The following is a 25,504-nucleotide window of genomic DNA, read 5'->3' on the forward strand; positions in this document are numbered from 1 at the left end:
AACTACACCCCCACCAACCCCTCGGCGCTCTCAGATCGCCGTCGCCGCCGCGCGCATCACCTCAGTAGCTACCGTCGTGGCCATCGCCAACGACTGCGCGCCTGAGTACAACCCCCGCATGAGGCCATGTTGCTCAGCGACAGCCACGTGAGCCGCGCCCGCTGCCGCGGCCAGCGCCGCGAACTTCGCCGAATCCGCATCCGTACCCATCGGCAGCGGATTCAACAACACCGGCGCCACCGCCGCCGCGGTAGCACCGGTTTCCGCCGCTAATGCAGCCTCGGTCGAGGCCGACAACCCTACTGCCTCGGGAACCATCGCGAACGTCACGACCAACCTCCTCAACGCCCACCCGCGGGCACAACCGCATCGATCCTAACCGACACCCGCGCACCCCGCTCACACAACAACTGGGCCTCACCTACCTTGAGCGCGTCGCCGGTGGTGGCCCGCGACTCGCGGCCGAGTGCCGCCTCCATACGGGGTAGATTGCTGACTTGCGAGCAAGCTCAGATGCTTGTGCCGCACGATGAAATTCGCTGGTCAGGCTGGGTGAACTACGGCGGAGAAATCCGAGGGTTTCGAGCATCGCTAATCTACCCGCTGGCCGAACGCGCTGTCCCTGCAAGGGCGCCGGCGCCGGGCGCGACATCCCTGATGCATATTTACGTGTTACGATATTTGCGTGGAGATTGGCCCCACCGCGCTCACGCGAAAAGTGGACGCGCGACGACATCCTTCCCGCACTGGAACACCGGCACATCGAGGATGACATCGAGGATGACGACCCGCCGCGCACCTGGGTTTTCGGCTTCGCCCGCGACCTGACGCTGCCGGAGCTGCTCATCCTTCATGACACCCCCGGCGGGCGAGCCATCCACCGCATGAAGGCCCGTCCGAAAGAACTGGAGAAAGCCCTCCGAGCACGAGACAGGCGATGATATGACCCACACACAGAAGCAGACCCACCCACCGCTGGACAACGCAGGAGTGGACCGGCTCGTCACCGAGGCCGAAGCAGGCATCCCTGAGCAGAAACTGCGCCGCCGGGGCCGACCGTCGATAGGGGATGAAGCCGCGAGCACCTACTCGGTGCGCCTGCCCGACGACCTGGTGACGTTGGTGGACACCCGAGCAGAACTCGAAGGCGTGAGCCGGGGCGAGACCATCCGGCGCGCGCTCGTGGAGTACCTGACCACTTGATCGGCGGCTACGCCGTCAAGGCGTCGCTGGTTTCCGAACGGGCGTCCATCCGCCTGAAACCCGAACGTGCGGACTGCCGTTGCGCCGCGGTCAATGGGGGCAGATTCCCGATTCGTCACAAACCTCAGATCGCTTCCCCTTTTCAGGCCGTAGAAATCGACAAAATGGCTGGTAAAAGTGTGGGCGAGGGTATGGGGTGTTGTTTGAGACATGTGAGATGTCCTGCATGAGTCGGTCGATTTCAGGGCTGGCGAGCGGGGCTGATGTACATGAGGCAAGTGCTGGCTCTGCAAATCGGATCTCAGCGCGTTCCAGCCGAAGTGGCGGCTCCCGGTAGCCGTGCAGGGGCAGCGAACAGGCACTGAGGCGCCATGGACGCACACCAGATCGCGTAGTTATTCGTAGTATATTGTAGGTGTGTGCGGGTTGACTGGAGCAAGCGGGCCGACTACATCGGGGAGCGGCACGGCATCTCTTCGGTCTGGGCGGGTGAAGCGGTCAACGACCGTCACGCCGTCCGGCAAGCGCCCGACCCCGCGAGTCAGTCGGGCCTGTCGGTTCGGGTAATCGGCTATTCGCCGGCAGCGCGGACGGTACTGACTGTGATCTTGATATCCAACGATGCCGACCCTGATGAGCGCCCGGATGGCGATTGTTGGGGCAGCAATGCCTGGGTATCGAATCAACACGATAAGAGCCTCTACAGCGAGGAGCAGCAAGAATGAGCAGGATTGATGATTTGCTCGCCGACGAAGGCGCACGCGCGGAGGCCTACCAGGGAGGCTCGGCGCCTGAGCACGTCACGACAAGCCGTCCGAATCTTGGCCGGCAGGCTGTGGTTTCGGTGCGCTTGGCCGCCGATGAGCATGAGCGGCTGAGCCAGGCTGCTCGTAAAGCGGGACTGTCACTGTCGACCCTTATCCGGGTATGGGCCGTTGATCGACTCCACGCCGAAGATCATGGGGAGTCAGGAACCGTCGCCGAACGCCTGGCGCGGCTCGAGCGCGAAGTATTCAGGCGCCCCGCGTAAACACCGCAGGGTGCAAGCCAAAGCCGGCAAGAGTGCGCCGGTAATCGCATCGCTCTTCACGAGAAGCGGCGCGCCTGTCGGGCGTTACCCTCGCGGCCGATAGCGCCCTGATGGGGGTAGATTAGGGATTCCTCTCCAAGGTAAGGTGTCTATGCTGATTAGCTTGACAGCCCCGACTGTCAGCAACAAAAGGGCTGGTAGGAGTCCGATGATAGGCCTGGGGTGTCGTTCGCGACATCTGAGGTAGGTCATGTTTGTCCGTCGTCCTGGGCGTAGCTCAGCCCGTCAGAGTCGAAGACGAGATTCGGAAGACACTCCGTGAATATGACAGTTAGCTCCACAAGTAAACGCCCCCGGTCAGGATGGGTTTTCACTGACGGGGGCGCTTTTGCATCCACCCTCCCGTCCAGAAGTCGCGACGCTTGGGACATGCACGAAGTGCGCCGACGACGGATCGGCTGATCGAGTACGACCTGGCAGAGTCATGACGAACGTCGACCGCTACGCGTTTACTGTTTGGCGGAGTTAGTAAGCCGGTTCGGCGGGTCGGCTTCGCTGCCACGGCGTGGTAGTGGCGAGGAAGTCGTTGAGCGTGTCAACGACGGCGTCGACAGCTTCGAGGTGCGGATAGTGCCCGACGCCGGGAAGGACCAGTAATCGGCTGCCTGGGAGAGCGTCATGGGCAGCGTAAGCGTGGGCGACTGGGATGATGTTGTCGTCGTCACCCCAAATCAACTGGGTGGGAAGCCCGTACGAGAAATCCAACCGGTTGAACGCGCTGACCGCCTGGCCGCGGTGATCGACGACCGCGCGCAAGGTGCGCAAGAATGCTGCCCTGGCAGCGCGGTTCGACAGCGACGAATAGGCGCTCCAGCTCTCGGCGGCGCGTGCACTGGGGATGCCCAGCGGTGCCAGCCACGACCACACCCGGTCGCCGAAGGCGACCACAGTAGGTGGCGCGATAACAGGAAGCAGTAATTCGGCGCCCGGTGCTGACAACAGGCGCAGCATCCAGCCCACTTCGGGGCCCAGACCGCCGCTGCTGATCAACACAAGCCGTTCGCAGTAATCGGGGTGCTGATGGACGAACTGCATGGCCACACCGCCGCCGAGCGATTGACCCACCACCGTCACCCGGCTGATACCAAGCTCATCGAGAAGGTCGCGCAGCCACACCGCGAATGCGCCGAGTGAGTAATCACCGCGTGGCTTCGCCGACTGACCGTGCCCGAGCAGGTCCGGCGCGACCACCCGATAGCGCTTCGACAGATGCGGAACCATCGCCCGCCAGGTCGATGAGCTGCCGGCCATGCCATGGATCAGCAGGATTGCCGGACCGTGCCCTGCGTCTTGATACGCGACTTGCTCACCATGTAGATCGAGATACCTGAGATCACTCACGTGAGCCCTCCTGCGGTTACCAGCTAGTAACTTACGCAACCGTAGATTATCAGGTGTCATTTGCCATGAGGATGGGGCCACCGGTTGGCCAGCAACTATGGACCGCCTGTTTGGCTTATTGGGGATGATCGGCGGTCGTTGGGGCTGGTGTCAACTGAGGGCTTTTGGCGGCGCCGGTAGGACTGGCCCTCGATGATCGGTTCGTGCGCTGTCGAGGTAATCCTGTCGATGGCCGATTGGGCGAGCAGCGGGTCAGTCATGACGGCCAGCCATTTATCGGGGCTGCGGTTGGAGGTGAGCACGGTCGAGCCGCGTTGGTGGCGGGCTACGACAAGCTCGTAGAAGTCGGCGGTCGCGGTGGCGTCTATGGGCTGCAGGGCGAAGTCGTCGATGATCAGCAGCCGGATTTGGGCCAGTCGGCGCATCTGGGCTTCGGTGCTGTTGTCAAGGCGGGATGCTTTGGGCTGCTTGAACAGTGCGTCGGCGCGCAGCATCGGGGTGGGGATGCGCCGGCGCGCGGCGATGTGCCCGAGCGTGGTGGCCAGGTGAGTTTTTCCTACCCTGACCGGCCCGAGCGGCAGGGCGCCGTGCGGGCCGTCGAGAAACCGCAGGCTGGTCAGGTCGGTCCGCAGGGCGCGGTCGTAGCGCACCGCGGCGGACTCGTCCCAGGAGTCGGGGCGCATGGCCGCATCCAGGCCTGCTTCGCGGGCGCGGCGGGCGGCTGAGCTGGTGTCGCCGGCGGTGAGCCTCATCGGCGAGGACCAGCTCCAAAAACGCCGCGTGCGACAGGTGCTGCTGGTGGGCCAGGGTGAGCCGCTCGGGCAGGGTGTCGAGCATCCGCCCGAGTTTGAGCTGGCGCATCACACGCTTAAGGTCAGTCGAGATCGGGCCGGTGACAACGGGTTTGGTCGCCATGCTGAATCACCGCCCCCGGCTCTCGCCGCCGCTGGCGGGGGTGGCGCCGCCGTCGATGACGGCCATCGGGTCCGGTCTGTTTCTGGCCGGGCTGCGGTGTTCGCCGGGGCCGGGCCGTAGCGTTTGACCAGCCCCAACAGCCGATACACCTGCCGCATCCGCGTCCAGGGCGGCTGGTGGTCGAGCAGGCGTTCGGCGTAGCTGCCGATATCGGTCCCGTGGCCGGCGGCGGTGGTGATCAGCCGAGTCAAATCCGCATCGCGTAGCCGGTCTTGTCGGCGGGCAGATCGGCCGGGTCGGTGGATCGCCCGCCGGCGGGCTGGCGGGGATGGGTTTTGATCAGCTTGCCGGCCTGGGCGTCGGCCAGGTCGGTGAAGTGTTCACCGGCGAAGAAGTTGCCGCGCACATACTGCGCCATGCGCTTCACCCGCGGCTTGCCGCACGGGCGCGCCCTGGCCGGGCCGGTGAAAAATCCGCGGGCTTGCGAGTACTCCGTCCATCCCACGCTGAACTGCGGATCGGCCGAATCCGCCTTGGGCACAATAGGTGTCATGCTGTCGGGGATCAACACCTTGAAGACGCCGAAGAATGCCCGCGCCTCGCAGCCGGCGATGATCGCTTCTAGCGTCTGGTTAAACGTCAGCCACACGAACATGTGCCGCGAGTAGACCGCGGTGAAGATCAGCGCGTGCACCACCCGGTTACGCCCCGATTCGGCGTCGAAGACCTTGCCCATCTTCCCGAAGTCGATCTGGCACTCCACGCCGGGCTCACCGTCGGCCACCGGCACCCTGCCAGCAGCCCCGCGGCCCCGATAGTCGGTGCACTGCGTGCAGCACCGGTGCAGGGTTCCGCTGCGGCACCACGATGCCACGCCGCGCCAACAAATCGCAGACCTTGACCACCGTCAGATCTTCTTCCACCCACTTGACGATCTGATCATGGTTGGCGCGCAACACTTCCCACCTCTCACCGTGGCCATCTGGCCGGCCCGGACGCACCGCCTCGATCACCGCGCCGATCAACTCGTCGGTGAGCTGATCCAGATCACCGCCCCGGTCCAGCCCCGCCAACACCGCCGCGTTGGTATAGTCGCGTGCGGTCTTGCGGTCCGCCCCGGCCAACGCACCCACCCGGCGCAAGCCGGCCCCCGACATCCACACCCGCAACAGCTCACGTACCTCGATCACCGAAACCTCCCGATACATTCAGCGGACCTCCCCCACATCGATCGACACGAAGCGATCCGACCCAGTAATCGAACGGCCGCCGGCGCGACACGCCGGTGGTCCCATAACTGGCAAACGGGTGGCCCAATGAGGCTGGCTAAACCCTGGTCAAGGTGGTCCCATCACCGTGGCGGTCGACGATCAGGGAGCGGCCCAGGCGTCCACCTTGAGGCGGCTCACGCATGAAGCGATCGGGAAATGTCTTGAGCGCCAAGGTCGCGGAGTCCTCGGTGACGCCGATCATGGCCTTCTCGATGCCGAGCGCCGCGATGTTCGACCGATTGCTCGAAGGCATTGCACCGGAGCATATCCCGGATGTGAGTTTCGGCCTCAACGCTGCGTTGATCAGTACACTCACTGAGTGCTCGCCGGCGCTCTCACCCTGGATGAGTCGCTGAGCCGGGCTGAGTGGGTTGCGCGTACCGCTGGTCGGCGCCTCGCTTACCTAACCATTAACCCAACGGATGCAACATGATTGGCATGCCATCGACGGGCACTGGCATGCCACCGCAATCCCAGCGCGTCTGGTAATCCGGCCTGGTCAGCTCAAGCCGGTACTTACGCAGGAGGCGGTGAACGACGGCCTGGCCCGGTCGAGACATTCGTTCCCGCGGGCAGGTAGTAGCCCAGCAAATCGGTATCATGCACGGCCTGACGCATGGTCAGCGGCAGTGGAGTCACAAGCCGCAGCGACTCGTTCATCACCAGATCGAGTGTTTCGAGTCTCTCCAGTGCCTCGATGTCCAGCGCGCCGTCGCCGAGGCGCGCCGACTCGTCGCGGGCCCGCTCCTGCCATTGCGGATGTGCTGCAAGGTGATACGCCATCGTCGTCGTGGTTGAGGTGGAAGTGTCGTGAGCCGCCATCATCAAAAAGATCATGTGGTTGACGACGTCCTCATCGGTGAATCGGTTGCCGTCCTGTGGCACAGCACAGACAGAAGGCCGCTGCCATTGGCGTCGCGGCGTTCCTCGAGGCGCTCGATGAAGTAATCCTCCAAGACCTTTCGTTCGCGTAGGACGCGCCACCATTTGAAGGGCGGGACGGGATAGCGCACGATCGCCCCGCCGGCGCGGGTGGTCACCGTGAGTGCACGGCGACCACCCGCGGTGGCGAGTGGCTTGTCGGCGCCGGGCTCGTGACCCATGAACACCATTGAGGCAATGTCAAGCGCGAGTTTCTTCATGGCCGGATATAGCAGGAAGCGCGGATCGTCGCGTGGCCAGTCGGCGACCACATCTGACGCAACCCGGTCGATGTGTTCGACGCAGCCGGCCAGACGGCTGCGGGCGAAGGCCTCTTGCATGATCCGCCGGTGATGCAGGTGCTCGTCAAAGTCCGGCATCATCAGGCCGCGGTTGAAGAATGGGCCGATGACGGGGTGCCAACCCTTTTGCGAATAGTCTTGTTCTTATTCGCAAAGACCGCCTGGGTGGCGTCCGGTCCCTGCGCTGCGACCGCGCGCAGAATTGGTGAGTCGGCGAACGTCACCGGGCCGCGGGTCTCATACATGAAGAGGGCGTAATCGGGCCCTTCGCGGAAGGGTTCGATCAAATGGTCGAGGACGGGTAGACCCGAGTCGCCCACCATCGGCTTGAGCCCGCTGCCAGAGGTGTGGCTCAGCCAGTACCAGCGGTTTCCGCTGACGCGCGACCAAGTGCTTTTCGACCGCGGCCATACCTGCAATGTTGTTCAGTGTGGGTACAAGCCGACGCTTGGCCTGAAACAACAGATAGTTGCGGGTGGCAGCTGGTGTCATCTAACTCTCCTGGCTCAATTGCCCGCCTCGATAGCCGCGACTCGTGCGGAAGCCTCGGGTCCGCAAAAGCGTTGGAGATCCACCCTGCCGGTGGCAAGCAGATCGTCAATGCGGCGCTTTAGGTCACCCGATGAGATATGGGCATAGAGGTTCGCGCCCGGGCACGAGGTTTGCGTCAGGTCGCGATGACCCGCCAATGTGTTGCTCGAGACGCCAAAGTTCTGCGACACCCATGCGAAGGCGATAGCGGCTGCGTGAAGCTGCGCCTCCGATACGGCCTCTTGATCGAAGTCTCCTTCACAGAGGACCAGGAAATGACCCGTTGTGTCGTAGTCCGTTGCGGTATCGCCGGCAATCTCGGTGCTGCGCAGTTCGTAGATGTTGCCGTTGCGGTCGACGCCGACGTGATATGCGATGTCGATCCATCCATGTTGGTCTTGGTGGTACCGCTGGTCCTGGCGAAAATGCCCTGGGGCATTGCGGTTTTCGCCGAGGACCACGGCCTCGTGGTGGAGGGTCATGCGGGTGATGGCGTGGCGTCTGCCTCCTGAGCGGGCAGGGCGTGCGCCCCAGGCGTCTCGGCATAGCAACTGTGCCGAAGCGATGCTCGGGGCCGCGAGGACCGGGGCGGTCGGTCCAATCGCGGACGCCAAGCCGACGCTGCCGGCCAGCCGAATCATCTGCCGGCGGCTGAGGAACGGCGCGCGCATGGCCCTCACGATACGGATGCAATCGCCGCCTGAGTAGCGGGTCGCGCAGACGTTTTGGTCAGTCAGCGCCGGGGATCGGAAAGTGTTCCCAGCCGGATCACGGTCGCGGCAGCTGCGACGGAGTAACGACCCGATACCCCTTCCACTTCGCCTCGATCGAACGCAAAGCATCCGAGGCACTTCCGCATTGGGTATATCGGTATGTGTCGGCAGCCGCAGGTGATGGACGCAATGCCACAACTCGTTCCGGTCTCGCGCCTCATGTAGCCGCGGGCTCACCATCGCGACGGGACGCCCGCACGGATTCTGGCCACCTCCGACCGGGCGAAACGCACCCCGTCGGTGTCGGCGCCGCGGGCGGCAGCCAACTCCTGCGCGAGGGCATACGCGGCATTGAGGACGTAGCGGGCGCGTTTGCGCTGGCTACGCTTGCGGCTCGCTTTGCGATAAGCCTTGCGGGCCTTGCGGTTACCGGCCATTGCGCCGAGTTCGGCCGAGGTGATGACGCTGCGGGCCCGCTCTGGGGCCATCACGTCGCGGACAAAGTCCTGCTCCCGTTTCACGGTCAGCTGGTAGACCCGCACAAGGATTACCAGCGCGACAATGATTGTCGCGCCGAGCAGTCCGATCAACTTCAACGCACTCGGGCCGGCGACAGCGCCCAGCGAGTCCCACGTCCCGTGCAACAGCATCGGTATCGCGATCAGAACCAAACCGCGCCCGACTTTGCGTGGCTCGGCAGGCCGGCCAAGCAGATACACCAGACCGGCGCCGAAGATCGCGCTGTAAAGAATGTGCGCGGCGACGCCACTGATCATTCGGATAACGATGGTGCCTATCGACGCCCCGACTTGATTCGCGCCAAACTGCGTGCCGGCGGATGTCAACGCATACGTGATGTCCTCGACGATTTGGAACCCCAGACCGATGAACGCGCCGAGGACGAATCCGTCGAATGCGGTTCTTACCTGCCGTTGCGCCAACGCGATGAGCAGCAGCAGGCCCGAACCTTTCGCCCATTCTTCGGTGAACGGGGCGGCCAGCTCGGGACCCCAGTTCAGTGCCCACACTTGGCCAAAGGTTTTGCCGTATAAGGCGAGGATTGCGTCGTTGGCGTTAGCCGCCATCGCACCGGTCGCAGCGAAGCCGCCCCACAAAAACGCGACGCCCATGAGTTTGGCGGGGAGTTTGGCGTAGTGGTCGATGTGCTGGGTGAACCACCAGAAGATGGCCGCATAGATGGCGAATGACGTCACCGCCAGCCCAATCGCCTCGCCGTACGCGTCGTACTCGCGGGCCAGCGTCGAGACGAAGGTCAAGAAGCCGATGCCGACCAGCAGCAGATAGCCCCAGAATGCAAAGTTGCGTGGCTGATAGAAGACGAACCGCCTGCCCCAGCCGGAGCGGTCGAGCGCTATATCCCGTGCCTGGTCGAGCTGGGAAAGCGTGGTTGCCCTCACCGCTTTCCCTCTCCGGGTTGGCTGATGCTGCCGATCATCCGCAAAACCGGGGCCGTGTCCTTTGCGCCGACATCGGACGGTCCGGTCGCGACGGTTTCAACTCCACGGACCCCGAATACGAACGCGGCGATGATCCCGGTGGTGTGCGGTCCGGTGACCCGTACTCGCGCACCCTGTTTGCCCTGATCGGTGACGATGGTGGTCGGTGTACCGGTCACGTGGACGCCGCGGCCACGGTTAAGGGCCTCCGACGTGGTCTCGATTTGGTCGAGTAGTTGGTTGGCGTCTCCGTCAAAGTGGCCGGTGCGAACAGTGAATTTGATGGCCCCGTCCTCGACCGTTGCGGTTGCCGGATAGTCACCGGACAACGGCGGGTGGCCGGCGCGGACACCCGAGGTGATGCCCCAGCCGGTCTCCGGAATGAACGTCAGGCCACCTTGGAGTTCCAACGCATCGCCTGCTTTGACGATGTCGCGGTAGGGCACTCTCGTGTTGACGACGGGCAACACCACCGACATCACGAGGGCCAGCGCGAACACCGCCAGCGTCGGGCGGATGGTCCGCCGATCCAGACCAAACCGTCGCTCGTCCGCAGGTACCCAGCGTTCGTCGGGTTCGAACCTTGGTGGTGGAGCCGGGGAGATCATGTCGGTTTCGGGATCGGGCATATCGTGTCCAACCAACCCTTCTGCCGCACCGCAACGCTTCATCGGTCGGGCTTCGAGAGTAACGGTGACGACGGGGCGCGACATCAGAATAGGTCGATTCAGTCGTAAGCTTCGGGCCATGGTCATCGATCGTTTTGGGCTTGCCGCAGGCAGCATCCGGCTTGCCTCGGTCATCTGGTTTCTCGTCGATCCACTGCGCGCCAACCGCTTCTGGGGTGATCCCGACGAACCGACGCCGACGGCGCAACTGCTATTGCGGTCGATGGGATACCGCGACGCCGTGATCGGTGGCTTGCTGGCTGCGGCCGCGCTGCGTGGCAGAAACACTCGCGGCTGGTTCCTCGCGTCCGCCGGCGCCGACGCCGCCGACCTGCTCGGCGGCGCGAGCATGCACCACCGGATGAAGCGCTCGCAACAGCTGGTCGGCCTCGGTGGCGCCGTCATCGGCGTAGGCGTCGGACTCGGGGGCGCGCTACGCCCGACAACGCGGACGGAACAAGATCCGACAGATCGTGGTTGTCTAGCCGGCGAATAGCTCAGGGACTCAACACCTGCCGCTCGAGGGGATTTGACTCAGCAGTGCGTTGAGGCCGTATGCATCGCTCGCAGGATCAGTGCGGCGTCCGTTCCGGTCACGCCCAACTCGGCCAGGTGCGCTGCCAACGTCTGCCGAATCGGCAGAAACAGCGTCGGCGTCCGATCGCGTTCATGCGCAATGGCAAGCAGGTGTTGTCGGTCGGGCAGCAACCTGCGCTGCGAACGCGCCAGTGACGCAATGCGTTCCACGGCGGTGTCACCCTCGATGGGTAGATGCGCCATCTCGCTGAGCAATCGATCGACTAGCCTGTCGAAGAGCTTGTCTCGGCCGCCGACATGCCAGTAGATCGAGGTGGCCGCGCCCCCGAGTTCCTCGGCGAGGCCCCGCATCGTGAATGCCTCGACGCCGTGCAGCTCGGTCAGACGGGCGGTGTCGAGGATCGTCTCAGGGCTAACCGTTTCCGCCACCGGTCTCACCTCCGATGATCCGATCCGATTCGGGGAGATCGAGATACCGTTCGAGGTTGCGGTGCATGTTGATCATCCGCCGTTCCTCGTTGGACAGCGTCAGGTGCGCGAAGCCTGGCTGGTGCAGACCGCGTTGAAGTCCGGCGAACACGTCAATGTCCTGGCTCATCACCAGTCCCGGCTCGGCCTCATTCGCGCTCATCGGGGCGTCGGCTGGCTTGATCCGCGGCGCGCCCGGCGGCATCCGCGTCCACAAAAACATGACAAACTCGCCGTGATCGGGATCGAGTCCCGGACGTGCGGCCATCACCGTAAGGTGATCAGTGTTGGCCAGCAGCGCCATGTTGGGAAAGACGTTGTACTGGTGCAGCCGCATCACCTGATCGCTACTGGCCCAGCTCAATCGACGCCTCGCGAAGCGGCGAACCCTCCTGTGCGCTCGGCGATTACGGCTTTGACCGACTCGCCGTGTGCGTTACCCGGGAACGGCGTGCCTTCCGCGGCGCCCATCGGGGCCCCCTGGGTGCAGACGTAGGCATCCCACACCTCAGCGTCGGTGGGTGTGTGCCTGAGATGCGGACTCGGCATACCGTAGAGCTGCTCGGACTTGCCGGCGCGCCCCCAAATCACCTGCGGGGCATAGACGGCGCCTATGCATCGGTGCAACTCGGGATGCAGGGTCTGGACGTGACAGGTCTCGCTGAACCCGTCGGCCATCGTCTTCCAATTCGCGTCGACTTCACCGCCTCCAAGAAACCGGCCAATGGAGCGGTGTCGACGTCAAGGTTGACGAACACCAGCCTTTCCCACGTGCCGACGCGGGCCGCGACCAGTGGCAGCTCACACATAGGCAAGCGCCCCGAATCCCTTGCGGTTGGGGACTCGCTTGAGAATGCCGCAGAGATCCCAGGTCCAGCCGTGGTAGCCGCAGCGCAGCTCGCGCAAGCCTGCACCCGAGCCGGCGCACAGCGAGTTGCCGCGATGGCGGCACACGTTCTGGAACGCGCGAAGCATCCCGTCGCCGCCGCGAACGATGAGTATCGAGTAAGGGCCGCAGCGGTATTCGAAATAATCGGCGGGCTCGGCGACGTGGTCTACCGTGCAGGCGACCTGCCACACCCTCGGCCGCATCCGCTGCACCTCAAGTGCGCAAATGCGGGGGAGTAGTACCGGTCCGCGGGCACCAGGGTCGGGCGTTGCGGCGGCGTGCCGAACGCATCCTCGCGTCGGGTGTCTGGGGTGACCTGTGTCGTCATTGAGGCACTCCCGTCGCGTCTGTAACGGTGTTACATTGGTCCACTGTAGCGGCTGGGCAAGGTGAGGTCGCCGAAACGGCCGACGCGGCCGGAAAGATCGTCGCACCCGGATTTGTCGACATCCACACCCACTTTGACGGGCAGATCAGCTGGGACGACAAGCTGGAACCATCCAGCAGTCACGGCGTGACCACTGTTGTTGCCGGTAACTGCGGCGTCGGGTTGGCGTCCGTGCGGCCGGGACAAGAAGACTGGCTGATCGGCCTGATGGAGGGCTGTTCGGACTCGGCCGGGCGATGGCGGCCGGCGGCCAGGCCGTTTTCGAGCTGGCCCCGCAGGGAGTGGCCGGTGAGGACATCATCGCGCCGAAGAACGAACCGGAGTGGATGCAACGCCTCGGGGCTGAGACCGACCGGGCGATCTCATTCGGCATGATCCAGGTGACGCCGCCCCGGATCTTTGGCGCGAGCAGCTGGAAGCGGCTGGCCGACCCGCCCGTCAAGGCCGCGATCGTGTCCGAGCACGACCTTGCGCCGGACCCGAACCGGTTGTTCGACAACATGTTTGCCCTGGCCCAATACTCGCTTGGCCGGCTTTACGCGCTGGGTGATCCCCCGATTACGAGCCGACCGACGATCGCACCGTGGAGAAAATCGCCGCCGAGCGAGGTGAGGATCCACCGGCAATGCTCTGCGACCTCATGCTCGAATCCGACGCCACGTCGATGCTGATGTCGCCCTTCTACAACTACTGCTACGGCAACCATGACGCGATCCGAGAGATGCTCTTACATCCCGCGGGTGTGGCCGGGCTATCCGACGGTGCACACTGCAGCATGATCTGTGACGCGTCGTATCCCACCTTCCTGCTGACCCACTGGGCGCGCGATCGCCACCGCGGCGAGCAGCTGCCGCTGGAGTATGTGATCCGCACGTAGTCACGCGACACCGCGCAACTATTCGGGCTTTTCGTCAGGCCATAGCGCCACAATCGTCAACGGCGTCGTTGCCCGCCGCGATGGCGCCGACGCGGGCGCGCGCAACGGCCGGTTGCTGCGCGGCGCGCGTTAGCAACGCTGCGCTATCACATCGGCCACACGAGTCTCGGCGGTTTTGGGATGTTCGTTGTGCCCGCCTCTCCGCGACAAATCCGTTGCGCGCCTGAGGTTGTCGCTCGGAGCCGGGCAAATTGTGCGTCGGCTCCACTCGGGGATTTGCGGGTCGGCGGCGCCTGCTTGTTTGGCCAGCTCAGTCGATCCGTTGATGAAGCCGCGCTTGCTGGCACGAACGGTCGACACCCGGTTCTCCTCGTTGCAATCCAACGCCAGAACTCACCGGTGACATTCACTTCTGGATATCCATGTCCACTATATCGGATATACTCGGCGGATGACGAAACGGCTCATTGATGTGGATGACGACAAGCTTGATCAGGTGCGGCTATTGCTCGGCACGTCGACGGCCAAGGCGACGGTGAACGAGGCCCTGGCGGAGGTGTTGGCGCTCGCCGCGCGCCGTGAGGCTCTGCTACAACCTGAGGTGGTGGCGGGCAGCGCGGAGTTGGGCGTCGACGAGCGGCGCAGGTCCGCGTGGGCTTGAGAGCCTATTTTCTCGGCGACACCTCCGCCGTCGCTCGTGTGACCAAGCCGGCCGTGGCGCAGCGGCTCGTCCCGCTGATCGAGGCCGGGCTGGTGGCCCGTTGCACCATCACCGACCTCGAAGCCGGGGTCAGCGCCGCGCAACGGGCGGGACTGGAAACGTACCCTGCACGCTCGGTCACCCTGGCCGCAGGCGACGATCGACCAGGACGTGATGGACCGTGCGTTCGAGGTGCAAGGGGCGCTCGCTGCGGACGGTCTACACCGCACGGTGAAGCTCGGCGATCTGCTCATCGCCGCCGCCGCTGAAGAAGCCCGGCTCGTGGTGCTGCACTACGACCGTGACTTCGATCGGATAGCGACGATCACCGGTCAGCCCACGGAATGGGTGGCACCACCAGGAACCGTCGACTAGGGAAGAGCCGCCTTCCTCACAGTGCTCGCTCCGCTCGATGGTGGGGTGCGGTACCTAGGGGGCAGATTCCCGACTCCTCACCAAGCTCAGGTGTCTCGGTCGTTTTTTAGCGTCACCGGCGACGAAAACGACTGGTGGAGATCATGATAGGGCCATGGGTGTCGTTTGCGACATGTGAGGTAGGTCGACTGGCTGTGTTGAAGCTGCACAAGCGACAGCATGGCTATGTCAACTTGAGGTGGCCCCACTGTGACGGGGCGGGTTCCAGTGAACGTCGCAACGGGACGAGTTGCACACTAGTCGTGTGAGGCGCCTGCCGGAGACGGATGTGGTGCACACCGTCGCGCCGCGCGCCATTCCCGCGTCCAGGTGCCGGTGCACCAGCGCCCGGTGCATCGGCACACCGCTGTGACCGGTCGCCTCTCTGGTGTGGACTATCAGCTTCTGCCACAACGGCCGGCGATAGCTTCGACAGCGGCAGTCGCTCCAGTAACCGGGTCGTGAAGTAGCCCACCAGGAAGGCGCCGACGATGTTGACCGAACGTCGGCCAGGGCAAGCGCGTCGGGTCGGCGACCATCAGGCTGCTCACGCCGGCGCGCGCCGCAGTGCCCACCGCGCCACCGGCGAACACGGCGGCCAACTCGCGGGAGTCACGACCGGGCACTCAAGCAGCGTCGGCATGGCATCGGCAGAATTGGCGTCATGGTGGCCAACCCACGCGCCGGTCAGCCCGCGCAGTCCGAAGACCTTGTCGATTTGCCTCACCTAGTCACGTCCTACTACTCGATCGAGCCGGATCCCGAAGACGTCGCTCAACAAGTGGTTTTCGGCACGTCAGGGCACCGTGGCTCGGCGCTGAGCGGCGCTTTCAACGAGGCGCACATCCTGGCGATCACCCAGGCCATCGTCGAGCACCGGGCGGCGCAGGGCACCACCGGGCCGCTGTTCATCGGCCGTGACACGCACGGGCTGTCAGAGCCAGCCTGGGTTTCGGCGCTGGAGGTGCTGGCCGCCAATGACGTCGTCGCCATGATTGATTCCGCTGACCGGTACACGCCGACGCCCGCTGTCAGCTACGCCATCCTCAGCTACAACCGCGAGCGCGCGGACGGTCTTGCCGACGGGATCGTGGTGACGCCGTCGCACAACCCGCCATATGACGGCGGCTTCAAGTACAACCCGCCCAACGGCGGCCCGGCCGAATCCGACGCGACGGACGCAATCGCCAAGCGTGCCAACGAGATTCTGCGTGATGGCCTGTCGGCGGTGAAGCGGGTGTCGTTGGCCCGCGCGCTACGGACCACCTGGCGACACGACTACCTCGACGCTTATGTGGACGATCTGCCGAGTGTGGTTGACATCGACGCGATTCGCGCCACCGGGGTGCGTATCGGCGCCGACCCGATGGGTGGGGCCAGTGTCGACTACTGGGGTGTGATCGCCGAGCGGCACGGTCTCGACTTGACCGTGGTGAATCCGCTGGTCGACGCGACATGGCGGTTCATGACGCTCGACCATGACGGCAAGATCCGGATGGACTGCAGCTCGCCGGACGCGATGGCGTCATTAATCGCCAATCGCGACCACTATCAGATCGCCACCGGCAACGACGCCGACTCCGACCGCCACGGCATCGTGACTCCCGACGCCGGGCTGCTGAACCCGAATCACTATCTGGCAGTGGCGATCGACTATCTCTACACCCACCGGCCGTCGTGGCCGGAAGGCATCGCCGTCGGCAAGACGGCGGTCAGTTCGTCGATCATCGACCGCGTCGTCGCCGGCATTGGCCGCAAGCTCGTCGAGGTGCCGGTCGGGTTCAAATGGTTCGTCGACGGCCTCATCAGCGGGACCATCGGTTTCGGCGGCGAAGAGTCGGCGGGGGCGTCGTTCCTGCGGCGCGACGGATCGGTCTGGACCACCGACAAGGACGGCATCATTGCGGCGTTGCTGGCCGCCGAGATCCTGGCCGTCACCGGCGCCACACCCTCACAGCGCTACGCGGAGCTGACCGCGAACTATGGCGCACCGACCTATGCGCGGATCGACGCGCCCGCCAACCGCGAGCAGAAGGCCCGGCTGGCCCATCTGTCGGCAGACCAAGTCAGCGCCACCGAGTTGGCCGGCGAGCAAATTACCGCAAAGTTGACCACCGCTCCGGGCAACGACGCGCCGCTGGGCGGGTTGAAGGTGACCACAGCCAATGCCTGGTTTGCCGCGCGGCCGTCCGGCACCGAAGACGTGTACAAGATCTACGCCGAGTCGTTCCGGGGCGCGCAGCATTTAGCCGAGGTCCAGCACGCAGCCCAGGAGGTTGTGGATAAAGTCATCGGGTGACTCTCGCCACTCGACGCGCTCGCTTCGCCGACTGGAGTCGCCAATCGACAAGCTTGCCGCGCGAAGCCTGGGTGCTGATCGCGGCTAACGCGGTGGCCGCGCTTGGCTACGGTGTGGTGTCGCCTGTGTTGCCGGCGTTTACGCGCACGTTCGGAGTCAGCATGGGCGCGGTGACGTTCGCGATCATCGTGTTCTCGGTAATGCGGCTTTGCTTTGCGCCACCCACCGGGCTGCTGGTGCAGCGGCTGGGGGAACAGTGGGTTTACTTGGCCGGATTGCTGATTGCGGCGGTGTCCACCGGGGCGTCCGCATTCGTCGGAAACGATTGGCAGTTGGTGCTATTCCGCGCGATCGGCGGCATCGGCTCGACGTTGTTTTTCATATCGGTGCTGGGTCTGATGATTCGGATCAGCCCGGCCGATGCTCGCGGGCGGGTCGCCGGGCTGTTCGCCAGCTCGTTTCTGATCGGGTCGGTCGCCGATGTCCAACTTCGCGACGGGCTGGGCGGTGTTCGGACTGCGACTGGCTGTGGTGCCGCTGTTCGTCTCGGACGTATTGGGCCGCGGGCCGCGGACGACGGGTTTGGTTCTAGGCGTTTTCGCGCTCGGCAACCTGGTCGTGGTGCTGCCCAGTGGTCATTTGTCGGACCGGATCGGCCGGCGCGGTCTGCTCGTCGGCGGGCTCTTTGCCTGCGCCCTGGCGACCGTCTGGCTGCTCCGGAGTTGGCCTGAGGGAGGTTTTCGATGAGGCAACCGCGATCGGCAATTGTGGTGGGCGCCGGCATCGTCGGGTTGTCGACGGCATGGTTTCTGCAAGAGCGCGGCGTTGCGGTGACGGTGGTCGACCGCACGGGCGTCGCGGCGGGTGCCTCCTGGGGGAACGCCGGATGGATCGCTCCGGCGCTGAGCATTCCGCTCAACGACCCGCAAACGTTGCGATACGCGTTGCGGTCATTGCCGAATCACGCTGCACCCGTGCGGGTTTCACTGAGCATCGATCCGGCGCTGTGGCGATTCTTGGTGCGGTTCGCGCTGAACTGCCGAGAGTCATCGTGGCGGCGGGCAGTGCGGGCGAACCTGACGCTCAACCACGACTGCATGGCCGCTTATGACCTGCTGGTGTCCCACGGCGTAGACGCGCCGATTACCGATGCGCCCATCACCGCGTTGTTCCGCGCTTCGCTAGACGCCGAACACCTGCTGGAACAGCTGCGGCGTTTACAGGATGCAGGCCAGCCGAGCTCGACCACGGAGTTGACCGGTGCAGCGTTGCGTGAGCAGGTGCCGCTGGCGTCGAGCGCAGTCGCCGTCGGCGTCCGCATCAACGGTCAGCGGTTCGTCGACCCTGCACGGTTTGTGCAGGCGTTGGGCCGGTCGGTCGTCGAACGGGGCGCGGCCCTGGAGACCATGGACGTCGCCGATGTGCGGACCGTCGGGGACGGCGTCGCTGTAGCGCCCCATACTGGCTCGGCGCTGATGGCCGACGCGGCGGTGATCGCGACTGGCGCATGGTTACCGGGATTAGTCAAGCGCTGGGTCCGGGTCCCGGTGCAGGCCGGGCGCGGCTACTCGTTCACGGTGCCGGTGGAGCGCAAAGTCTTTGGGCCGATCTATCTGCCGGATGTGCGGGTGGCGTGCACGCCGCTGAATGGAAAGCTGCGAGTCACCAGCATGATGGAGCTACGTCGTCCCGACGCTCCGGTGTCGGCTGGGGTGGTTGACGCAATTGTCGATGCGGCGGCCCAGTTCTTCGACGGGGTTCGGTGGGCCGAACGTGACGAGATATGGGTTGGGCCGCGCCCGCTGAGTCCCGACGGGCGGCCGCTGGTGGGATCGGTGCTCGAGAACCGCGTCTTCGTCGCGGGTGGACACGGCATGTGGGGTATGAAGCAGGGCCCGGCGACCGGTCGGCTGCTGGCCGAGCAGATCGCTACCGGCAAGCAGCCGCCGGGCCTGCGCGAATTCGACCCGCTTCGCTAGACCTGTCGTGATCAGCGACTTTGAAGGCCGGCCGGCCGTGGTGTAGCTTCGATTGGCACAACATCTGGGGCTATGGCGCAGCTGGTAGCGCACCACACTGGCAGTGTGGGGGTCAGGGGTTCGAGTCCCCTTAGCTCCACCAGGAGAAACCCCTGGCCAGTGGCCAGGCGTTCTTTGCCAACAGGATCTGATCACGACCCTTTTGTCCTAACTCTGTCCTACGGTCGCCGAGAACACGCCCGCGGCGGCCGTCAGTCACACGCCCGTAAACCGCTTGCGTCATGCGCTCGGTGTGGCCGTGCCAAGCCGCGGCTACATCGGCCGCGATGCCCGCCGCGCGCATGCGCGAGATGTTGGAGTGCCGCAGCTTGTCAAGTGTGATGGCCTTAAGCCCGGCGGCGCCGCGCTGCGCGGCGAACTCTCGCGAGTAGTCGCGGACGGGCAACCTTGGAAAGCCGGGCTCTGGTAGGCGCCGTCGTACGCCGGCGCCTACTGTTGACCGGCATTCAGGATGAACATGATGGCGGCATTGGCGGTGAGGATGTGCGGCTATGAAATGACCCCGCCGGGTGGTGTCCGGCGGGGTCGGTGGTGTTCAGGGTGTCGCGGTGGTGTTCAGTCTGCCGTGACTTCGGCGATTGCTGTGCGGGTTGAGGATTCGTCGACGATGGCCTTGTCGGCGGCGAACGCGGCGACAAGAGCTTGCAGCGCAAGGTTGTTGACGGCGCGCGGATAGCCGCGGCTGGTCTGGTGGATCAACCCGGCGGCGTCGTCGGAGAACAGCGTGTCGTCGCGCCCGGCTAGCTTGAGGTGGTGGCGCAGGTAGCTGGCGGTCTCGGTGTCGGTCATGGGCGGCATGGCATATCGGAGTCCGATGCGTTGGTCGAGCGCGGCGAGCACGCCGAGTTTCATCCGCCGCCGTAGGGTGGGTTGGCCCACGAGTAGGCACGCGAACGGGCTAGACGAGTCGAGGTCGTGATTTGTCAACAGCCGCAACGCTTCTAACTGGTCATAGCCCAAAAGATGTGCCTCCTCGACGACCAAAATGGGGGTGCGACCGCGCTCGGCTTGTTCAGCGGCCAGCGCGTCGGCGGCTTGTGGAGCCAAAGTTGCATGATGGGTCAGGGGTTGTCCGCCCAGGGAGGCGACGATGCGGTGGTGAATGCCCCGCACGCCGATGGTGGGGTCGGGCAGATAGACGGTTTCCACCCAGGCTGCGAAAAGCCGATTCAATTCGGCGAGGTCGCCGACACGATCACCGCCGCAGTGCCGGCGCGGCGTAGCAACACACTCACCGGCAACAACACATGCGTCACCCCGCACCCGGTGCACCGCGACCGGCGCGGACACAGCCCCACCGGCCCATCCGGGCCGCGCAACTGCCGCTGTCGAGCCCGCCCCCAACCCGCCAGCACACCCCCACACGACGGGCAGCTCAGCTCACCGGCCGCCAGCCTGCACTCGACTTGATCGACAACTGCTTCTACGGTGACCACTGCGCCTCCAAGCGCACACAGGCGGCCCTCCCGTAGCACTCGGCCAAGAGACGACGGGAGGGCCGTCGCCTACCAATGACTTGATCACCGTGCCGCCCCGGCACCACGAACAACAAACCGGGGTCCAGCACCTCGACACGCTGCCCACCGTCAGCGCCGGAACCCTACCCCCATGCGCTCACCCTGAATGCCCCCGAACACCTACGGCGAAGACCAGGACCTATACATCGCCGAGCAGATCGCGGTCGACGACGTCGGGTCGGTCCAGTCCGACGAGGACGGAAAACCGATCTACCTGGTCTTCGGCCTCTTAATCAGCTGGTCCGAACTCGACTACGTAGAATTTGTGGACATACCTGATGATGACGGGAGCGGCGACGATGGCACAGAACGCCGACCGGAGCGGCGAGAGACGGCGCGTCGAAAGGGCCGTCATCAGTGGCGACGGCTTCGAGAAGAAAGGCGGATATCCCGCTGGGCGGAAGCCGACGAACGGTGTTTCGCCGGTACCTGCAACGCTGAGGGCATCCCGCACCCCGCCGCCGCAGGGCAAGCGCCCCAACTAAGACAGATCCCTTCGGCCGGGATCAGGTCGCGCGGCGGTGGCGGGCGGTGTCTTCATGGAACGGTTACACAGGCGCGCCCGCGGTCACCGTTTATTCACCGCCAATGACCGGGAACTGACCGGAATTGCTCGGTTCCGCTCAGGCTCGGAGATAGCCAATCCAGTTGTCGCACAATGAAAGAAGGCGGCAACAGGACTGCAAGATCGAAAGATTATTAGTCCCTTGCCATCAGGCGATGCGTTCAGAGCCCCTACTCGTTGCCGCAGCAACCGACGGCGGACAGCCGATCCAGCTGTTCCAGCAGTCGGTGGGCTTCGAGGTAGGCGTTAGCCGCCGATCTGTTTTGACATGGCATCTTGCCCAGCATCTTAGCCGCGATCCCGAGCCGCACCATGACATCACCGACGTCGGCTTCGGGAATGTCCACCTGGGCACCTCGGTAGTTGCTCAAGATGCATTGGATCGCCTTCGGCAGCCGCTTAGCGTCTGGGGTGATGCCGTTTGCCAACAAATACGGCAGCTTCCAGCTATGCGCGTCATTGGCGGCACCGACATACGCGAAGCACTGCATGGCCAGCTTGTATTTCGGATGCAAGTCATCGGCGGCAAGCACGTGGCCATCCCAACTAGGAATGGCATCGCGCTCGGGCAGCCTGCCGAGCTCGACCACCAGGTTCGGGCAGGGCCGGTAAATACCATGCACCGACAACCACCATAGATCGTCCGGCGCTTGATCGGTGTCCAGGGTCAACCACGCTCGATGGCGTAGCCCCCCACCGATGACGTCGGCCGCGTACACCATGGTCGCGTCGCTAACCGCCACGGCCTTAACACGCTGATCCGCGGCATAGCGACGGGCTTGCCTTAAGGCCGCCTCAATCGCCCCGCGATGCCCGAGCAGCGAACCTGGCCTCTTTACTTCTAGTACGAGCCACTTGAGACCCAATCTGGTCAGGACGATGTCGGCCCGGTCGACCTGCGGCTTGACGTTGGCGACAGGCCAGTCGAGGACGATCGTGAACAAGTCCTCGAGGATGTTCTCTGCGATCTTCTCAACCGGCGGACCAAAAAGTCCGCCTTGTTGGAGTCGCTCATGTCGGCGCTCGGCGAAATCCGGCCAAGCCGCACGGATGCGTCCGACGCACTTCTGGTAGGAAGCGAGGTGCCGGACGGCATCATCCCCGATCGCATCGCCAGGTACCCAGTCAGCCATCGAAGCCCCCTCGGATGTATGGCTGCGACGTGCCAACGCTCCCAGCATCCCCGGCACGCGCCTGCATGTCTTGAGGGTACGCAGACCGTGCGCTGAACTTGGCGTTTCGTTGAAGTACTCAATGAAAAAGACCAAAGGCTGCCTCACGGGCTCCGGGAACCGCGCCCCGCGAGTCCGAGGCTTACTCGAGCGTTGGAGTGCCCGCGCTCCAATGGCGTGCACCTTTAAGGGGCCGCTCATGCTCAAGCCGCGGGCCCGATAATTGCCGGCACCCATCGCTCGGTGCAGGGCTGACCCTAGGACTTCGCTGCCCCGTCGGACGCGCGACGCAGCTCATGCACCGCCCGACGTCGGCCGGCTGTGACTGTGAGCGAGCACCACGAGCATGTCGCGCCAGAGCACCGCGCTCGACGAATGGACCTGACGCCGAAGACTCTGGCTGTTAATCCGGTTAGTCATTCCGGCGGTCGCTGCCGTTCGCAAGCCGGCTCATTTGGGAAACAAATTTGGGAACAAAACATGGTGAAATCGGCCGATATCGGTGGGATATGGTGGAACGCGCCAGACACCGACCACCTTTGACCTTCGAATTTGAGACTGCACGAACGCCCGAAAACCCTTGGCGCCCAGGTCATAACCTAGAGGGTCGAATGGCACGGGACGCCTGCCTATCGCTCATCGTTGATTCGACGACGTTAACGATCAGGAATCACCGGAATGGTCCGGCTGCCGGACCCTCAGAGATCCATCACGTTGTGGCACAACCAGAGACAGGAACTTGCCGGGTCTTGCGGTATGTGTCGCTACTGCGGTAATGGGGGGTCGAGCCTGGGGCAAACCCCTCGTATGGTGCCTCAGTGGCTTGCGTGCGCCGGTGATGACGACCCAGAAACGCGAGCCGCTCTAAAACCCTTGAGTTGTACAACCTCGAGGTTGTACGATGGTCAAGGTGAGCTGGGTGGTCGACGTGGAACTGATCACCGACTGGCTCGCCGGCCTCGACGATCGCAGCCACGAACTTGTGATCGCCGCCCTGGAACTGTTGGCCGAAGGGGACCGCTGCTCGGACGGCCCCTCGTCGACACCGTCACCAGCTCGCGACACAACAACATGAAAGAACTACGACCCGGCAGCGCAGGCCGAACCGAGCTACGCGCACTGTTCGCCTGCGACTCGCAACGAGCAGCGATCATGCTCGTCGCCGGCAACAAACAAGGCCAATGGAAACGCTGGTACGACCAAAACATCCCCATCGCCGACGACCTGTTCGACACACACCTCAACAAACTGAAACACACCAAGCAGCAGAAAGGACGCAAACGCCGATGACCACACTCGACGACTGGCTCAAAAAGCGCCCGGTCAACCGCGACGCCGTCGACGCCCATAAAGCCCGCATGCGCGGCGAACTACGTGCCTACGCCCTACGCGAACTGCGCGAGGCCCAAGGACTCACCCAGACCCAACTGGCCGGCCTGTTGCGCGTTAGCCAAAACCGCGTCAGTGCCATGGAACGCGGCGAGGTCGGACACACTCAGGTCGACACCCTGCGCCGCTACGTCGACGCCCTCGGCGGCCAGCTCCGCATCGAAGTCGATCTCGGCGACGAACGCATCCAAATCGCCTAAGAGCACAACCACGGTCACGCGACGCAGTCCGCAGAGACGGCAGGGGCGTACCGCATCAACTTCGATTTAGGCCTATGGGGGCCGAGTGCGGAACTGAGAGCCAACAAGCCGCGAACACATGTTCGCCGTTACCTGGAATCCGCACAGCGAATGGGCCTGCTGCGAAAGCACCGTGGGCGCCTCATGGTGACCGTGCGGGGCAAGGCCGCACGCAGCGACCCGCCGGCGCTGTGGTTCCAGCTCGCCGAACGTATGCCGCTCACGTCGAAGGATCTGTGCGAAGAGCAGGCCGGGCTTCTCTTCCTCATCGCGGTCGCGGCCGGCGAGAACGACCCCGACGGGTTCGTCGCCGCCATGCTCGACGCCATCGGTTGGAAGCACCGCGACCGTACACCGATCACGACGTCGTCGGCGGCGCACATAACGAGGAACACCACAGACGTGCTGCGGCGGCTTCGGCTGCTGGCGCCGGACAGTCGAGTCGCGAAGCCAGAGCGTGTCACATCGCAAGCGGTGGCGTTCGCCCGCGCCGCGGCGCGGTCGTGGCCATCCGTCGCAAAATCGACACCGCGGTCGTGATCCTCGCTGGATCACAGCCATATCCGTGTTTCGCGGCGCGCCTGAGCACCCAGGCGCCGGCGCCGCGCAGGTGGGAGTAGGATTCAGTCCTACTCAGCAATGGAGGTCGCTCATGCGAACGACGCGGCAATTGAGCATCACACTCCCAAACGACATGGCTGAAGCGCTCCGCGAGCGGGTGCGCTCAGGAGACTACGCCAGCGAAAGTGAGGTGATCCGCGAGGGCCTGCGGGCATTGTTCGCCCGCGATCAGGCTATTGAAGCCTGGCTTCGTGACGAGGTTGCCGCCGCGTACGACGCCGTGGTCGCCGACCCTTCGCGCGCCGTCACTGCGCAGAGGGTGCGGGCGCGGCTGGCCGCCGAGCAGGCCGGGAGCGTGTGAGTCCCAGCGTCGTCTTCACGCCCGAGGCCGAAGATCAGCTCGCCGAGCTGTACCGCTATATCGCCGCCGCGGGGTCGGCCGAAGTCGCGGCGCGCTACACGGAGGCGATCGTCGCTTACTGCGAGGAGCTGGCCGCATTCCCGCATCGCGGCAGCGCGCGCGACGACATCAAGTCTGGACTGCGCACAATCGGCTTCAGGCGACGGGTCGTTATTGCATTCGCTGTGTTGGACCAGACCGTTGCGATCATCGGCGTCTTCTACGGCGGGCGCGACTACGAGGCGATTCTGAGTGATCCAGAGGGTGCTTCGGAGTAGCCGACCCGGCCACGTATCAATGAGGGTCCAGCACTGTTACGTCGCGTAACACGCCAGGGCATATCCGCAGCGCACGGAGGGCCGGCCTAACGACGCAGGAAGACAGAACCCGCAGTTCAGAGCCTGTTTCCCCAGGTTCGGCGCGGGGTTCGAGTCCCCTTAGCTCCACCAGTGCAAACGGCACTTCGACGCATCCTCGAAAGCGCCGCGTTTGACGACAACTCTAGGCGCGCCCCGCTTGCTGAAGCCCGCTCGACGAACGCTTCTTCGACCTCGGCGCACTTACGACCACGCATTTCGACCGGTGAGGGTGTAGCGTCGGGGTGTTGGTACTTCCAGCCGATCCGGAATGGCTCAGCT

Annotated in this window: 26 protein-coding genes, 1 tRNA gene and 7 pseudogenes; 19 read left to right on the forward strand and 15 right to left on the reverse strand. The window is 64.5% G+C overall.

Annotated features, from left to right (window positions below; all coding sequences use genetic code 11):
• Positions 1-30 precede the first annotated feature (30 nt).
• A complete protein-coding gene (locus M5I08_RS04605) occupies positions 31-330 on the reverse strand; it encodes a PE family protein (protein WP_219069077.1) in 300 nt (99 codons plus the stop codon).
• 362 nt (positions 331-692) lie between these two features.
• Here M5I08_RS04605 and M5I08_RS04610 point away from each other — a divergent pair, with 362 nt between their 5' ends.
• From M5I08_RS04610 to M5I08_RS04625, 4 genes are all read left to right on the forward strand, one after another.
• Positions 693-941: a hypothetical protein gene (locus tag M5I08_RS04610; protein ID WP_219069079.1), complete on the forward strand. Its 249-nt coding sequence runs from the start codon at positions 693-695 to the stop codon at positions 939-941.
• Position 942: 1 nt separating this feature from the next.
• Positions 943-1,203 carry a ribbon-helix-helix domain-containing protein gene (locus M5I08_RS04615; protein WP_219069081.1) on the forward strand — a complete coding sequence of 87 codons (261 nt, stop codon included), beginning with the start codon at positions 943-945 and terminating at the stop codon, positions 1,201-1,203.
• A 419-nt stretch (positions 1,204-1,622) separates the two neighbouring features.
• Complete coding sequence (locus M5I08_RS04620) at positions 1,623-1,928, forward strand: transposase (RefSeq protein WP_219069083.1); 306 nt, start codon at positions 1,623-1,625, stop codon at positions 1,926-1,928.
• Positions 1,925-2,233 carry a plasmid mobilization protein gene (locus M5I08_RS04625; RefSeq protein ID WP_219069085.1) on the forward strand — a complete coding sequence of 103 codons (309 nt, stop codon included), beginning with the start codon at positions 1,925-1,927 and terminating at the stop codon, positions 2,231-2,233. The genes M5I08_RS04620 and M5I08_RS04625 overlap by 4 nt, the downstream gene beginning before the upstream one ends.
• A gap of 525 nt (positions 2,234-2,758) precedes the next feature.
• Here the strand turns inward: M5I08_RS04625 and M5I08_RS04630 are convergent.
• Positions 2,759-3,634, reverse strand: a complete 876-nt coding sequence (locus M5I08_RS04630) for an alpha/beta fold hydrolase (protein WP_219069087.1) — start codon at positions 3,632-3,634, stop codon at positions 2,759-2,761.
• A gap of 95 nt (positions 3,635-3,729) precedes the next feature.
• Positions 3,730-4,549 (reverse strand): annotated as a pseudogene (locus tag M5I08_RS04635) (ATP-binding protein).
• On the opposite strand from M5I08_RS04635, the gene M5I08_RS04640 reads away from it, so the two are divergent.
• Complete coding sequence (locus tag M5I08_RS04640) at positions 4,527-4,676, forward strand: hypothetical protein (RefSeq protein WP_249763469.1); 150 nt, start codon at positions 4,527-4,529, stop codon at positions 4,674-4,676. The pseudogene M5I08_RS04635 and the gene M5I08_RS04640 sit on opposite strands and share 23 nt — an antisense overlap.
• Positions 4,677-4,796: 120 nt before the next feature.
• Here M5I08_RS04640 and M5I08_RS04645 read toward each other — a convergent pair whose 3' ends face one another.
• From M5I08_RS04645 to M5I08_RS04675, 7 genes and pseudogenes are all read right to left on the reverse strand, one after another.
• A complete protein-coding gene (locus tag M5I08_RS04645; RefSeq protein WP_249763120.1) occupies positions 4,797-5,333 on the reverse strand; it encodes a hypothetical protein in 537 nt (178 codons plus the stop codon).
• Complete coding sequence (locus M5I08_RS04650) at positions 5,320-5,757, reverse strand: hypothetical protein (protein WP_249763121.1); 438 nt, start codon at positions 5,755-5,757, stop codon at positions 5,320-5,322. Before M5I08_RS04650 ends, M5I08_RS04645 begins: the two co-directional genes overlap by 14 nt.
• 118 nt (positions 5,758-5,875) lie before the next feature.
• Entirely contained in the window at positions 5,876-6,073 is a 198-nt protein-coding gene (locus M5I08_RS04655; RefSeq protein WP_219069112.1) for a hypothetical protein, read from the reverse strand.
• Positions 6,074-6,230: 157 nt separating this feature from the next.
• A pseudogene (locus tag M5I08_RS04660) lies at positions 6,231-7,535 on the reverse strand (cytochrome P450).
• 14 nt (positions 7,536-7,549) lie between these two features.
• Positions 7,550-8,035: a peptidoglycan recognition protein family protein gene (locus M5I08_RS04665; protein WP_249763122.1), complete on the reverse strand. Its 486-nt coding sequence runs from the start codon at positions 8,033-8,035 to the stop codon at positions 7,550-7,552.
• Between the two features lie 485 nt (positions 8,036-8,520).
• A complete protein-coding gene (locus M5I08_RS04670) occupies positions 8,521-9,705 on the reverse strand; it encodes a PrsW family intramembrane metalloprotease (protein ID WP_219069090.1) in 1,185 nt (394 codons plus the stop codon).
• On the reverse strand, positions 9,702-10,373 hold the full coding sequence (locus M5I08_RS04675; RefSeq protein ID WP_219069092.1) for a hypothetical protein: 672 nt from the start codon (positions 10,371-10,373) through the stop codon (positions 9,702-9,704). Before M5I08_RS04675 ends, M5I08_RS04670 begins: the two co-directional genes overlap by 4 nt.
• A gap of 118 nt (positions 10,374-10,491) precedes the next feature.
• Here M5I08_RS04675 and M5I08_RS04680 point away from each other — a divergent pair, with 118 nt between their 5' ends.
• On the forward strand, positions 10,492-10,908 hold the full coding sequence (locus tag M5I08_RS04680) for a DUF4267 domain-containing protein (RefSeq protein ID WP_219069094.1): 417 nt from the start codon (positions 10,492-10,494) through the stop codon (positions 10,906-10,908).
• Between the two features lie 38 nt (positions 10,909-10,946).
• On the opposite strand, the gene M5I08_RS04685 is transcribed toward M5I08_RS04680, so the two are convergent.
• The gene (locus tag M5I08_RS04685) at positions 10,947-11,378 is read right to left on the reverse strand and encodes a TetR/AcrR family transcriptional regulator (RefSeq protein ID WP_249763123.1); all 432 of its coding nucleotides are present in this window, start codon (positions 11,376-11,378) and stop codon (positions 10,947-10,949) included.
• Positions 11,362-12,634: pseudogene (locus tag M5I08_RS26120) on the reverse strand (aromatic ring-hydroxylating oxygenase subunit alpha). Before M5I08_RS26120 ends, M5I08_RS04685 begins: the two are co-directional and overlap by 17 nt.
• Positions 12,635-12,694: 60 nt before the next feature.
• Here M5I08_RS26120 and M5I08_RS04700 point away from each other — a divergent pair.
• The 3 genes and pseudogenes from M5I08_RS04700 to M5I08_RS26295 form a co-directional block, all read left to right on the forward strand.
• Positions 12,695-13,704 (forward strand): annotated as a pseudogene (locus M5I08_RS04700) (amidohydrolase family protein); the annotation flags it as partial.
• A gap of 318 nt (positions 13,705-14,022) precedes the next feature.
• Positions 14,023-14,232: a type II toxin-antitoxin system VapB family antitoxin gene (locus M5I08_RS04705; RefSeq protein ID WP_219069098.1), complete on the forward strand. Its 210-nt coding sequence runs from the start codon at positions 14,023-14,025 to the stop codon at positions 14,230-14,232.
• A gap of 213 nt (positions 14,233-14,445) precedes the next feature.
• Positions 14,446-14,646 carry a PIN domain-containing protein gene (locus tag M5I08_RS26295; protein WP_370328615.1) on the forward strand — a complete coding sequence of 67 codons (201 nt, stop codon included), beginning with the start codon at positions 14,446-14,448 and terminating at the stop codon, positions 14,644-14,646.
• Positions 14,647-15,096: 450 nt separating this feature from the next.
• Here M5I08_RS26295 and M5I08_RS04720 read toward each other — a convergent pair.
• Positions 15,097-15,311, reverse strand: a pseudogene (locus M5I08_RS04720) (CrcB family protein); the annotation flags it as partial.
• Between the two features lie 38 nt (positions 15,312-15,349).
• Between M5I08_RS04720 and pgm the strand changes: the two are divergent.
• The 4 genes and pseudogenes from pgm to M5I08_RS04740 all read left to right on the forward strand — a co-directional run bounded on the left by pgm (position 15,350) and on the right by M5I08_RS04740 (position 19,105).
• Positions 15,350-16,984: a phosphoglucomutase (alpha-D-glucose-1,6-bisphosphate-dependent) gene (gene pgm, locus M5I08_RS04725; RefSeq protein WP_219069100.1), complete on the forward strand. Its 1,635-nt coding sequence runs from the start codon at positions 15,350-15,352 to the stop codon at positions 16,982-16,984.
• A gap of 92 nt (positions 16,985-17,076) precedes the next feature.
• A pseudogene (locus M5I08_RS04730) lies at positions 17,077-17,689 on the forward strand (MFS transporter); the annotation flags it as partial.
• A 38-nt stretch (positions 17,690-17,727) separates the two neighbouring features.
• Positions 17,728-18,963 (forward strand): NAD(P)/FAD-dependent oxidoreductase, encoded by a 1,236-nt coding sequence (locus M5I08_RS04735; protein ID WP_219069102.1) that lies wholly within the window; start codon positions 17,728-17,730, stop codon positions 18,961-18,963.
• Between the two features lie 66 nt (positions 18,964-19,029).
• Positions 19,030-19,105, forward strand: a tRNA-Ala gene (locus M5I08_RS04740).
• A gap of 473 nt (positions 19,106-19,578) precedes the next feature.
• On the opposite strand, the gene M5I08_RS04745 is transcribed toward M5I08_RS04740, so the two are convergent.
• Positions 19,579-20,397 carry an ExeA family protein gene (locus tag M5I08_RS04745; protein WP_370328616.1) on the reverse strand — a complete coding sequence of 273 codons (819 nt, stop codon included), beginning with the start codon at positions 20,395-20,397 and terminating at the stop codon, positions 19,579-19,581.
• Positions 20,398-20,646: 249 nt separating this feature from the next.
• Here M5I08_RS04745 and M5I08_RS04755 point away from each other — a divergent pair, with 249 nt between their 5' ends.
• On the forward strand, positions 20,647-21,132 hold the full coding sequence (locus M5I08_RS04755) for a hypothetical protein (RefSeq protein ID WP_219069103.1): 486 nt from the start codon (positions 20,647-20,649) through the stop codon (positions 21,130-21,132).
• 143 nt (positions 21,133-21,275) lie between these two features.
• On the opposite strand, the gene M5I08_RS04760 is transcribed toward M5I08_RS04755, so the two are convergent.
• A complete protein-coding gene (locus M5I08_RS04760) occupies positions 21,276-22,238 on the reverse strand; it encodes a hypothetical protein (RefSeq protein ID WP_219069105.1) in 963 nt (320 codons plus the stop codon).
• A 940-nt stretch (positions 22,239-23,178) separates the two neighbouring features.
• On the opposite strand from M5I08_RS04760, the pseudogene M5I08_RS04765 reads away from it, so the two are divergent.
• From M5I08_RS04765 to M5I08_RS04785, 5 genes and pseudogenes are all read left to right on the forward strand, one after another.
• Positions 23,179-23,567, forward strand: a pseudogene (locus M5I08_RS04765) (type II toxin-antitoxin system RelE/ParE family toxin).
• Entirely contained in the window at positions 23,564-23,866 is a 303-nt protein-coding gene (locus tag M5I08_RS04770) for a helix-turn-helix domain-containing protein (protein WP_219069107.1), read from the forward strand. The pseudogene M5I08_RS04765 and the gene M5I08_RS04770 overlap by 4 nt, the downstream one beginning before the upstream one ends.
• Positions 23,867-24,049: 183 nt before the next feature.
• Complete coding sequence (locus tag M5I08_RS04775) at positions 24,050-24,445, forward strand: hypothetical protein (protein ID WP_249763078.1); 396 nt, start codon at positions 24,050-24,052, stop codon at positions 24,443-24,445.
• 154 nt (positions 24,446-24,599) lie between these two features.
• Entirely contained in the window at positions 24,600-24,827 is a 228-nt protein-coding gene (locus tag M5I08_RS04780) for a ribbon-helix-helix domain-containing protein (protein ID WP_249763079.1), read from the forward strand.
• The gene (locus M5I08_RS04785; protein WP_249763125.1) at positions 24,824-25,144 is read left to right on the forward strand and encodes a type II toxin-antitoxin system RelE/ParE family toxin; all 321 of its coding nucleotides are present in this window, start codon (positions 24,824-24,826) and stop codon (positions 25,142-25,144) included. Before M5I08_RS04780 ends, M5I08_RS04785 begins: the two co-directional genes overlap by 4 nt.
• Positions 25,145-25,504 lie beyond the last annotated feature (360 nt).

Source organism: Candidatus Mycobacterium methanotrophicum (assembly GCF_023515995.1).
In the GTDB taxonomy this organism is placed as follows: Bacteria; Actinomycetota; Actinomycetes; order Mycobacteriales; family Mycobacteriaceae; genus Mycobacterium; species Mycobacterium methanotrophicum.

What these genes read in the sequence shown, in the direction of transcription:
- M5I08_RS04615 (WP_219069081.1), top strand. Translation starts at nt 943, where the DNA reads ATGACCCACACACAGAAGCAGACCCACCCACCGCTGGACAACGCAGGA.
- M5I08_RS04625 (WP_219069085.1), top strand. Translation starts at nt 1,925, where the DNA reads ATGAGCAGGATTGATGATTTGCTCGCCGACGAAGGCGCACGCGCGGAG.
- M5I08_RS04650 (WP_249763121.1), bottom strand. Translation starts at nt 5,757, where the DNA reads ATGTATCGGGAGGTTTCGGTGATCGAGGTACGTGAGCTGTTGCGGGTG.
- M5I08_RS04655 (WP_219069112.1), bottom strand. Translation starts at nt 6,073, where the DNA reads ATGCCTTCGAGCAATCGGTCGAACATCGCGGCGCTCGGCATCGAGAAG.
- M5I08_RS04675 (WP_219069092.1), bottom strand. Translation starts at nt 10,373, where the DNA reads ATGCCCGATCCCGAAACCGACATGATCTCCCCGGCTCCACCACCAAGG.
- M5I08_RS04680 (WP_219069094.1), top strand. Translation starts at nt 10,492, where the DNA reads ATGGTCATCGATCGTTTTGGGCTTGCCGCAGGCAGCATCCGGCTTGCC.
- M5I08_RS04705 (WP_219069098.1), top strand. Translation starts at nt 14,023, where the DNA reads ATGACGAAACGGCTCATTGATGTGGATGACGACAAGCTTGATCAGGTG.
- M5I08_RS26295 (WP_370328615.1), top strand. Translation starts at nt 14,446, where the DNA reads ATGGACCGTGCGTTCGAGGTGCAAGGGGCGCTCGCTGCGGACGGTCTA.
- pgm (WP_219069100.1), top strand. Translation starts at nt 15,350, where the DNA reads ATGGTGGCCAACCCACGCGCCGGTCAGCCCGCGCAGTCCGAAGACCTT.
- M5I08_RS04735 (WP_219069102.1), top strand. Translation starts at nt 17,728, where the DNA reads ATGAGGCAACCGCGATCGGCAATTGTGGTGGGCGCCGGCATCGTCGGG.
- M5I08_RS04755 (WP_219069103.1), top strand. Translation starts at nt 20,647, where the DNA reads ATGCCCCCGAACACCTACGGCGAAGACCAGGACCTATACATCGCCGAG.
- M5I08_RS04760 (WP_219069105.1), bottom strand. Translation starts at nt 22,238, where the DNA reads ATGGCTGACTGGGTACCTGGCGATGCGATCGGGGATGATGCCGTCCGG.
- M5I08_RS04770 (WP_219069107.1), top strand. Translation starts at nt 23,564, where the DNA reads ATGACCACACTCGACGACTGGCTCAAAAAGCGCCCGGTCAACCGCGAC.
- M5I08_RS04775 (WP_249763078.1), top strand. Translation starts at nt 24,050, where the DNA reads ATGGTGACCGTGCGGGGCAAGGCCGCACGCAGCGACCCGCCGGCGCTG.
- M5I08_RS04780 (WP_249763079.1), top strand. Translation starts at nt 24,600, where the DNA reads ATGGCTGAAGCGCTCCGCGAGCGGGTGCGCTCAGGAGACTACGCCAGC.